Source organism: Halomonas sp., from assembly GCF_031581305.1.
GTDB lineage: Bacteria > Pseudomonadota > Gammaproteobacteria > Pseudomonadales > Halomonadaceae > Halomonas.
Genome location: NZ_JAVLBC010000124.1, coordinates 1 through 9,652 on the forward strand (window position 1 = coordinate 1; position 9,652 = coordinate 9,652).

General features: G+C 63.9%; 7 protein-coding genes. 5 read left to right on the forward strand and 2 right to left on the reverse strand.

Annotated elements, in window-relative coordinates:
* Nucleotides 1–779: hypothetical protein (locus tag RI841_RS11090; RefSeq protein ID WP_310705663.1), on the reverse strand; the 779-nt coding region annotated here is incomplete at its 3' end.
* A 407-nt stretch (nucleotides 780–1,186) separates the two neighbouring features.
* Here RI841_RS11090 and RI841_RS11095 point away from each other — a divergent pair.
* The 3 genes from RI841_RS11095 to RI841_RS11105 all read left to right on the forward strand — a co-directional run bounded on the left by RI841_RS11095 (nucleotide 1,187) and on the right by RI841_RS11105 (nucleotide 5,010).
* Nucleotides 1,187–2,221: an Acg family FMN-binding oxidoreductase gene (locus RI841_RS11095; protein ID WP_310705664.1), complete on the forward strand. Its 1,035-nt coding sequence runs from the start codon at nucleotides 1,187–1,189 to the stop codon at nucleotides 2,219–2,221.
* A 162-nt stretch (nucleotides 2,222–2,383) separates the two neighbouring features.
* Nucleotides 2,384–4,048, forward strand: coding sequence for a cation:proton antiporter (locus RI841_RS11100; RefSeq protein WP_310705665.1), 1,665 nt, complete (start codon nucleotides 2,384–2,386; stop codon nucleotides 4,046–4,048).
* On the forward strand, nucleotides 4,045–5,010 hold the full coding sequence (locus RI841_RS11105) for a universal stress protein (protein WP_310705666.1): 966 nt from the start codon (nucleotides 4,045–4,047) through the stop codon (nucleotides 5,008–5,010). The genes RI841_RS11100 and RI841_RS11105 overlap by 4 nt, the downstream gene beginning before the upstream one ends.
* Nucleotides 5,011–5,476: 466 nt before the next feature.
* Here the strand turns inward: RI841_RS11105 and RI841_RS11110 are convergent, their stop codons facing one another.
* Nucleotides 5,477–6,067, reverse strand: coding sequence for a hypothetical protein (locus tag RI841_RS11110; protein ID WP_310705667.1), 591 nt, complete (start codon nucleotides 6,065–6,067; stop codon nucleotides 5,477–5,479).
* A 397-nt stretch (nucleotides 6,068–6,464) separates the two neighbouring features.
* Here RI841_RS11110 and RI841_RS11115 point away from each other — a divergent pair, with 397 nt between their 5' ends.
* Together RI841_RS11115 and RI841_RS11120 are read left to right on the forward strand one after the other, a co-directional pair.
* A complete protein-coding gene (locus RI841_RS11115) occupies nucleotides 6,465–6,770 on the forward strand; it encodes a transposase (RefSeq protein WP_405000938.1) in 306 nt (101 codons plus the stop codon).
* Nucleotides 6,658–9,378: a cation-transporting P-type ATPase gene (locus RI841_RS11120; protein ID WP_310705668.1), complete on the forward strand. Its 2,721-nt coding sequence runs from the start codon at nucleotides 6,658–6,660 to the stop codon at nucleotides 9,376–9,378. The genes RI841_RS11115 and RI841_RS11120 overlap by 113 nt, the downstream gene beginning before the upstream one ends.
* The last annotated feature ends 274 nt before the right edge of the window (nucleotides 9,379–9,652 follow it).

A 9,652-nucleotide genomic window follows, 5' to 3' on the forward strand; every position in this document is an offset into this window, starting at 1 on the left:
GCCGTGTCTTTCTCGCTTTCATACTCGGCGGCCAGCATCGCCTCCGACCAGGCCTCGTCGAAGGCGGCAGACGCCACCGCCATGGCCTCATTGAGGTTCACCAACTCGGCGAGCAGGGGAGCGGCCTCGCGGAAGTACGCCTCGATCTCGGCGCTGGGGTAGGCGCGATAGCGTTGCCAGTGTGCCTCGAAGCGCGCCTGCTCACTCGCGGACATGGGGCCGGCAAGCGCTCGCATCGCCTCCACCGCCATGGTGATCAGCCCGGCGTACTGCTGTTCGCCGATGGCCACGGGATCGATGACTGGCGGCAGCTGCATGGGCGGCAGAGCGGGGCGCGGTGACGTATCGCTGGCGTCCGCCACGGCGCCGGGAGCGTCCGGCGAGGCGGTGACTCCCTGCAGGGTCTCGAGCAGTCGGCCCAACGCCGCACTCTGCTCGGGAGGCAGAGTCCCTTCACGTTCTTTCAGCAGCCTCTGCAGACCAGCGGCGTCCTGGCCAAGAATGTCCACGCCCTGGGAGCGCAATCCCAGAAGCTCGCCGCGCAGGCTGGCCGGCAGCCGGTCATAGGCGATCAAGGCACGCACCGTGAGCGCGCCTCGTTCCGCCAGTGCCTGCAGCGTTTCCTCGACCGGGTCGGCGGTCTCGGAGGTCCCGGCAGGCGACAGCGTTTCCTGACGGTCAGGTGTCAGGGACTGTGCTGACCGCCCTGCGGTTTCCGCAAGGGCGGGTGGCAGGGAGGCAAGCAGCAAGCACTGAGTGAAGCAAACCAGTCGCAGCATGAAGGATCCGTAGGTATCGGGCGCCAGAGCAGCGGAGAGACAATCCAGATGTAGGAGACCAGGCATCAAGGACAGTATAGAGAGGATTTACCCCGGAAGCCGCCCGATGGGAAGTTGTCACGCCTGGCGGCGGGACTCTACTTTAGCCCAAACGCTGCCACCAACGTCTTATGCCGCGCCTAACACACCGGACGTCGCACCTTGGCGGTGCTGGTGTTCCACGGCATGATAAACGTCACCGATGAGTTGCGGGGGATTGTTGCAGACATGTCCCCCTCCGTGCATTCCGGCTATGTTGCCCTGGCCCTGTTCCTTCTCTGGTGATGGCGGCCGACCCCTGCGCCGGCATGACGCAGCCTGTCCGGGGCTTCCATCGACAGCATCGTTCGGCCACCCAGGGAGACACCATGAACTATGACGAGGCAGTGAAGAACACCTGGACCCCGGATTTGGCCTTGTCGAAGGATGAAACCGAGCGAATGAAAATGCTCGTTCACTACGCCATCCTGGCGCCCTCGGGCCACAATACTCAGTGCTGGCAGTTCCGGGTAGAGGAGAGTGCCATCTCCATCCTGCCCGACCTGACCCGGCGCACGCCGGTGGTCGACCCCGACGATCATCATCTCTATGTATCCCTGGGCTGCGCCACGGAGAATCTCTGCCTGGCTGCCCGGGCCATGGGGCTGGATGCCGAGGCCGAGTTCCGGCCTCGGGGCGACGGCGAGATCCGGGTGACCCTCACGCCCGGCGAGGCCGAGGTGTCGCCGCTCTTCGAGGCCATCGTCTCGCGGCAGTGCACGCGCAGCGACTACGATGGCACGCCGCTTTCCGCCGAGGAGTTGGCACTGCTCGAGGCGGCGGGCAACGGGAGCGGCGTCTCGGTGGTGCTGCTTACCGAGCGAGAGGCCATCGATGGGGCGCTGGCGTTCATTCTGGACGCCAATACCCGGCAGCTGGAGAATCCCGCCTTCCGACGCGAGCTCGAGGCCTGGGTACGCTTCAACGACGCCGAGGCGGTGGAGAAGGGTGACGGCCTGAGTGGCCGGGCGACCGGCAACCCCCAGGCGCCGCGCTGGCTGGGGAAGTGGTTGATGCGCGCCATGCTGCGGCCGAAATCGGAGAACGCCAAGCTGGCCCGCCAGGTGCGCAGCGCCGCAGGGCTTGCGGTATTCGTCTCGGCGGTGGATGACCGGGCGCACTGGGTGGAAGCCGGGCGTTGCTACCAGCGCTTCGCCCTGCAGGCCACGGCGCTGGGCATTCGCAACGCCTTCATTAACCAGCCGGTGGAGGAAGCGAGTGTGCGCCCGGAATTTGCCAGGGCCCTGGGTCTCGACAGCGGCCGGCCCGATCTGGTGGTGCGGTTTGGCCGCGGCCCTGCCATGCCCCGCTCGCTGCGCCGCCCGGTGGGGAGCGTGATGCTGTCGAGGACGTCATCGCCGTGATGGAGGCGCTCGGCATCGAACGGGTGTTCATGCTGTCTCTCTTTTGCAGCCGGCTGAATTCTGCGCAACGGGCTAGGTTATAGTGTCGTATGCAGGCGAAGACGTGGCCTGAAAAGAACGCATGATCAACGTGTTGTGTTATCAGACGCGAGGGGGGTCAAGATGCTCGAGAGCGTGTTTGCCCAGATCGGGATGATCCTCGGCCTCGCCGTGCTGGGGGGCGTGCTGGCGCAGCAACTGCGTCAGCCGCTGATCGTCGCCTTCATCGGCGTGGGTATCCTGCTCGGGCCCTCGGGGTTGAGCCTGGTGGAGCAACGCACCGAGATCGAGCTGTTTGCCCGGCTCGGCATCGCACTCTTGTTGTTCGTGGTGGGGCTGAAGCTCGACCTGCATATCATTCGGACCGTGGGGCCCGTGGCGCTCGCCTCCGGCCTGGGCCAGGTGGTCTTCACCTCGGCGATGGGGTATGTCATCGCACTGTGGCTCGGCATGTCGCCGGTGACCGCGCTCTACGTGGCCGTCGCCCTGACATTTTCCAGCACCATCATCATCGTCAAGCTGCTGTCCGACAAGCGGGAAGTGGACGCCCTGCACGGACGGATCGCGGTCGGCTTCCTCATCGTGCAGGACATCGTGGTGGTCCTGGTGATGATCGGCCTGACCGCCTACGGCCAGGCCGACGGCGATGTCAACATGGCCTGGGAGGCCCTGCGGGTGCTGTTGACGGGGGCCGCCATGCTGGTGGGGCTGGCCCTGCTGATGCGCTACGTCCTGCCGGGGCTGCTGCATCGGCTGGCCCATTCCTCGGAGCTGCTGATGCTCTTCGCCATCGCCTGGGCGGTCATCGGCGCCATGGGGGGCGAAGCCCTGGGCTTCAGCAAGGAGGTCGGCGCCTTCCTTGCCGGCGTATCCATTGCCTCGACCCCCTACCGCGAGCAGGTGGCCTCTCGCCTGGTGAGTCTTCGCGACTTCCTGCTGCTGTTCTTCTTCATCGAGCTGGGGGCGACCCTGGATCTCAGCATGCTGGGCGCGCAGCTCGGCGCCTCGGCGATTCTTTCGCTCTTCGTCCTGGTCGGCAATCCGCTGATCGTCATGGCCATCATGGGGTACATGGGCTACCGCAAGCGTACCGGCTTCCTCGCCGGCCTCACGGTGGCCCAGATCAGCGAGTTCTCCCTGATTCTGGCGGCGATGGGCCTGGCCATGGGCCATCTGCAGGAAGAAACGGTAGGGCTGGTCACCCTCGTTGGTCTGATCACCATCAGCGTCTCCACCTACATGATCCTCTATTCGCATGTCCTCTATGAGCGCCTGGCACCCAGGCTCTCGATCTTCGAGCGCAAGGTGCCGCACCGGGAACGCGATGACCTGGAGGATGCCAGCAATGACGTTGACGTCCTGCTGATCGGGCTGGGTCGCTATGGCGCGGCCCTGGCGGCAGACCTTCGGAAGCGCGGCTGTCGTCTGCTGGCGGTGGATTTCGATCCCACTACCGTCCAGCAGCATGTCCGCGATCGCTACCAGGTGTGCTACGGGGATGCGGAGGATCCGGAGTTCCTGGCCACCCTGCCGCTGCAACAGGCTCGCTGGGTGGTCAGCACCCTCCGGGACCCTGACATCAATCGCATGATGCTGCATGGTCTTCGTCAGCAGGGGTTCCCGGGAAAGGTAGCGGTCGCCGTCTCCCAGTCTCGGGATGCCCGACGGTTCGAGCAGGAGGGCGTGGATCTGGTGCTGGTGCCATACGCAGACGCCGCGAGAGAGGCCGCCATCCGGGTGATGGCCTCCCAGGCGTCGGACGAATCCCGGGGAGGGGAGAACGCATGAAACGTTTCGGGAACATCCTCTATGTCGTCGAGCCCTCCGTCTCCCAGGAGGCCGGGCTCGCCCGGGCGGTGTCGCTGGCGGAGAACAACCAGGCGAAGCTGACCCTCATCGATGTCATCCCCGAGGAGATGCTGGACCTCTCCCTGGCGCCTCGGGGGCCATCACCCGCCGCATTCAGGGAGTCGGTGATGGCCGAGCGCCGGGGATGGATCGAGTCGCTGATCGCCCCCCATGCCGACCGGGTCGCCTGCCATATCGAGGTGCTGACCGGGATCACGTTCATCGAGGTCATTCGCGCGGTGCTGCGGGATGACCATGATCTCGTGATCAAGACGGCGGAAAATCCGGAGTGGAGCCGGCTGCTTTTCGGCAGCGATGACATGCACCTGATGCGCAAGTGCCCCTGTCCGGTCTGGCTGATGAAGCCGGAGGAGACGCCCAACTACCGACGCATCGTTGCGGCCGTCGATGTCGATGTCCATCGTGCCGTGCCGAACAAGCAGGTGCTCAACGACCGCATCCTCGACCTTGCCGCTTCTTTGGCCCTGTCGGACTTCGCCGAGCTGCATCTCGTGCATGCCTGGGATGCGCCGGAAGCCGGTTTCGTGGGCATCTGGGCCAACGACCCCGACACCACCGAGCGACACATCGTCGAGATGGAACAGTCCCGTCACCAGGTCGGCATGGACAGGCTGACCTATCGACTTCGCGAGCGCATTGGTTCGGAAGCCTATGACTACCTGTCTCCCCGGGTCCACTTGCCCATGGGGGCGCCGCGCAAGGAGATCCCTCAGTTGGTCGAGAAGCTCAAGGCGGACCTGGTGGTGATGGGGACGGTGGCACGAACCGGGATCCCCGGCTTCATCATCGGCAACACGGCCGAGGCGGTCCTCTATCAACTGCAGTGTTCGGTGCTGGCGCTGAAGCCGCCGGGGTTTGTCTCACCGGTCACCCTGAAGTGACCCCGGCCCCAGGGCGCCCATGGTCGATTGCCGTGCCGTCCTCATCTTCATGGTTCCATTCTCTCAAGAGTTGGAACCTCCTCAAAACCCGGGGCGGTTCAGACAGTGAAGCTGTTAGAGCCTGCTGAAGAAGACAGCGGAAGGCCCTGCTTACAGAAGGAGCAGTGTCTAACCGCATTACCACGCCCCCGCTGATGCCCTTCGAAGATATTTGCCAGGAGACACCCACTTAGTTGACCGCGGCATCAAGGCTCCGGCGCGACGGTACGCAACCCGCGAGCGCACCGAATACGCCTTCGGCGACCTGCGCCGGGTGCTCGCCCGCGACCTCGCCGGCCGGGGTTTTGGGGGCGAATGCCCGGATCCCGACAAACCCCAGCGAAATCCCCTGATCGCAACGCTCATCAACTGCAGACCAGCTATTGACTCTACCTATTTGATTTCCCCCTGAGTATTTTACTGCCCGCTACTTGCATGATTTTCCCAGAGATACGACGTTCTCTCCTTCCGCTTTACGCGCGGCGGCTTCGTCGGGCGTCAAGCACAAAGCCTGGGGGCCATAAGGCGGCGTCCAAACGTTATACAACATCTTGGTTTCTACCGGCTCGGGACAGTATCTGCAAATTTTACATCCGCAATTATTCCACGCTCTGTTTGAGGCTTCATGCCTGAAATCGCTTACGATGTTCATTGCCTGCTGATTCGTGCGAGCGACCCTTAGTTTCTGGATGACACTGTCGATCTCGCCAACGAGCGATTCCAGACAACTGGGGCCTCGGTTAATGAGTCTGTTTTTCAGGACACCCATTTTAAGCGTGGCGGGGATGCCTCCCTCATACTGTGCGGTCATGTAGGCCTCCCCGAGGGCTCCTCCGACCATGAAGGCTGTCATGGCATTGTCCGGATTCGTTTCCTGTGAATCGGGGTAAGCAGGAATTGAGAAAGCGAAGAAGGTTAAGATCGCGGCTATAAAATATAACATTCTATGTAGACGAAAGAAATCACTGTTTACAACAGGTACTGATCGTTTGCCGTATTTTGAGATAGATATTTTCATGACGATTCTCCCGTTGCATTAAAACCCATTTTGATCGGGCCTCTACCTGGCTTTATCAAGTATTTTTTAGATATTTCTTTAACATAAATCTATATCGACTAACGCTGAAATTGATTTCTGTTTCTATCAAGAAGAACAACTTTCAATCATTCCGCTGTGGATGGTCCATTCCAACAACGGGGGCAGCTGGAACAGAGGAAAAATCAAAAGTTCTAAGAAAAGTATAGGACGGATGAACGCCCTTTTCAGGAAATATCCGACGCTTGTGCACCGAGCACTAGAAGACACCCATCTAGTTGACCGCCCTGATGTGCTGTACCGGCGGTTGTCCCAGGTCACCTGGAACACGCTGCGCCGCTTTGGCCAGGATTCGAGCCGCTTGGGTGGCGAACTGGGCATGACCGTAGTGCTGCACACCTGGTGCCAGAACCTCAGCCAGCATGTGCACCTACACTGCCTGATCCCCGCCGTGGCCAGCGAAAAGCCATCAAACCTTGATCCAGGTGTCATGACCCGATGGGAAACCTGGGGTACCTTGGCCTTGACGGCTGATCGCATTCGCACGCAAGCGAGCGAGGGATGGAGAGGCGATGAACAAGACAACGGTGGAGCAAGCGGACTCCGGCCAGCGGGACTGGCATTCACGCCCGGCCGATGCCGTGGCGGAGCACTGGGCCGTTTCGCCGGCGACGGGGCTGGATGAACTGGAGGTTACCCGCCGCCGCGAACGCTACGGCCTCAACCGCTTGCCCGAGGCCAAGCCCCGGGGGCCGCTGATTCGCTTCCTGGCCCAGTTCCGCAATTTGCTGATTTATGTGCTGCTCGGGGCGGCCTTGATCACGGCCCTGCTCGGCCACTGGGTGGATACGGTCGTGATCGTGGGGGTGGTACTGTTGAATGCGGTCATCGGCTTCGTCCAGGAAGGCAAGGCCGAGGACGCCCTGAGGGCGATTCGTGACATGCTCTCTGCCCGGGCCATGGTCGTTCGCGAAGGGCGCCAGTACACCGTGCCGGCGGAGGCGCTGGTGCCCGGTGACATCGTGCTGCTGCAGGCCGGTGACCGGGTGCCGGCCGACATGCGCCTGTGGCGAGCCCGTGGCCTGCAGATCGAGGAAGCGGCGCTGACCGGCGAGTCGGTGGCCCAGGAGAAGTCCATCGACCCGGTACCGGGCGATGCGGTGCTGGGCGATCGCCTCGATATGGCCTACTCCGGCACCCTGGTGACCCACGGCCAGGGCACCGGCCTCGTGGTGGGGACGGGGGCGGACACCGAGATCGGCCGCATCAGCCACCTGGTGTCGCAGGTCGAGACGCTCACCACGCCGCTGTTGCGCCAGATGGCGACCTTCTCGCGCTGGCTGACGGGTGCCGTCCTGGGGCTGGCCGCCCTGATCTTCCTGTTCGGCACCCTCTGGCGCGACATGGCACCCGCCGAGATGTTCATGACGGTGGTAGGCCTGGCCGTCGCAGCCATTCCCGAAGGACTGCCGGCCATCCTCACCGTGACCCTGGCCATCGGCGTCCAGCGCCTGGCCGGTCGCCATGCCATCATCCGCCGCCTGCCGGTCGTGGAGACGCTGGGCTCGCTCAGTGTGATCTGCTCCGACAAGACCGGCACCCTGACCCGCAACGAGATGATGGTCCAGAGCCTGGTCTCGGCCGCGGGCCGCTGCTGGGTGGAAGGCGAGGGCTACCGTCCGCGCGGCGGCTTCCTGCACGGCGAGGAGACCCTCGACCCAGCCCGACACCCCTGGCTGACGCGGCTCCTGCGGGCGGGCCTGCTGTGCAATGACGCCACCCTGGAACAGACAGAGGAGGGCTGGCAGGTGCATGGCGACCCCATGGAGGGGGCATTGATCACCGCCGCGCTGAAGGGCGGGCTGGATGCCGATGACGAACGCGCCGCGAACCCGCGCACCGACCTCATTCCCTTCGATGCCCAGCACAAGTTCATGGCCACCCTGCATCACGACCACCAGGGGGAGGCGTTCGTCTACGTCAAGGGCGCGCCGGAACAGGTGCTGCATACCTGCCACGCCGTGTGGGATGAGCAGGGCGAGGTGCCGCTGGACCTCGAGGCCTGGGAGCAGCACATCGAGGCCCTGGCGGCGGAAGGGCAGCGCGTGCTGGCCGTGGCCTGCAAGCCCATGCCGTCGCATGCGCAGGAGGTGGATTTCGCCGACGTGGAGTCGGGCCTGGTACTGCTCGGGCTGCTCGGCCTGATCGATCCGCCCCGCGAAGAGGCCATCCGGGCCGTCGCCGACTGCCGGGAGGCGGGGGTCCGGGTCAAGATGATCACCGGCGACCATGCCGGCACTGCCCGGGCCATCGCCGCCCAGCTCGACCTTTCCAACTGCGATGAGGTGATCACCGGGCAGCACCTGGAAAGCATGGACGACGAGGCGCTCGCCCGGCGCGTCGGGGACGTGGACGTGTATGCCCGCGTCAGCCCCGAACACAAGCTGCGCCTGGTCACCCTCCTGCAGGCCCAGGGCGCGATCGTCGCCATGACCGGCGACGGGGTGAATGACGCCCCCGCCCTGAAGCGGGCCGACGTGGGGATCGCCATGGGCCGGAAGGGGACCGAGGCGGCCAAGGAAGCCTCGGAGATGGTCATCGCCGACGACAACTTCGCCTCCATCGTGCGCGCGGTGGAACAGGGCCGTACCGTCTACGACAATCTGAAGAAGGCGATCGTCTTCCTGCTGCCCATCAACGGCGGGGAGGCCATGAGCATCCTGGTCGCGGTGCTGTTCGGCCTCACTCTCCCCATCACCCCGGTGCAGATCCTCTGGGTCAACATGGTCAGCTCCGTGGCGCTGGCGATGGCCCTGGCCTTCGAGGCCACCGAGTCGGATACCATGTGTCGGCCCCCCCGGCCGGCTGACGAGGCCATTATCTCGGGGTTCCTGCTCTGGCGCATCACCCTGGTGGCAGTACTGATGGCGGCCGGCGTGTTCGGGATATTCCGGCTGGCGCTGGCCGACGGGGCAAGCCTGGAGGAGGCCCGTACCTATGCCGTCAACACCCTGGTGGTGATGGAGATCTTCTATCTGTTCAGCGTCCGCTTCCTGCGCACGCCCTCCCTGAGCTGGGCGCACATGGTCGATTCCCGTGCCGCTCTCATCGCCGTCGCCGTGGTGGCCGTGTTGCAGCTGATGTTCACCTATGCGCCCTTCATGGAGCGCTTCTTCGACACCCGGCCGGTGGACTTCGTCCACGGCATCGAGATCGTGCTGATCGGCATCGGCCTGTTCGCGGTGCTGGAGCTGGAGAAGTTCTGGTTGCGGCGGAGAGCCGGCCGACCGTGAGGGAGTGTGCCGGCGATGCCGCTCACCGGCGCGAGTTGTCGATGGGCGGAATGCGGCACAGGCGCAGAAGGGTTAAGCATTGACGCGCCGCTGATCGGGCATCATCGACGGTTCCCGAGCGTCATCGACTCGCCGCGTTCGCTTCCCGCCGCTAACATGAGCCGGATCGGGAACTCCATCTTTCAGGTAAGCCTACGATGCCAGTGATCGGAATACCTCGCCATTCAGTATCTTTCGGTCTGTTACCAATCGTCCTCGCTTGCCTGCTCGCGAC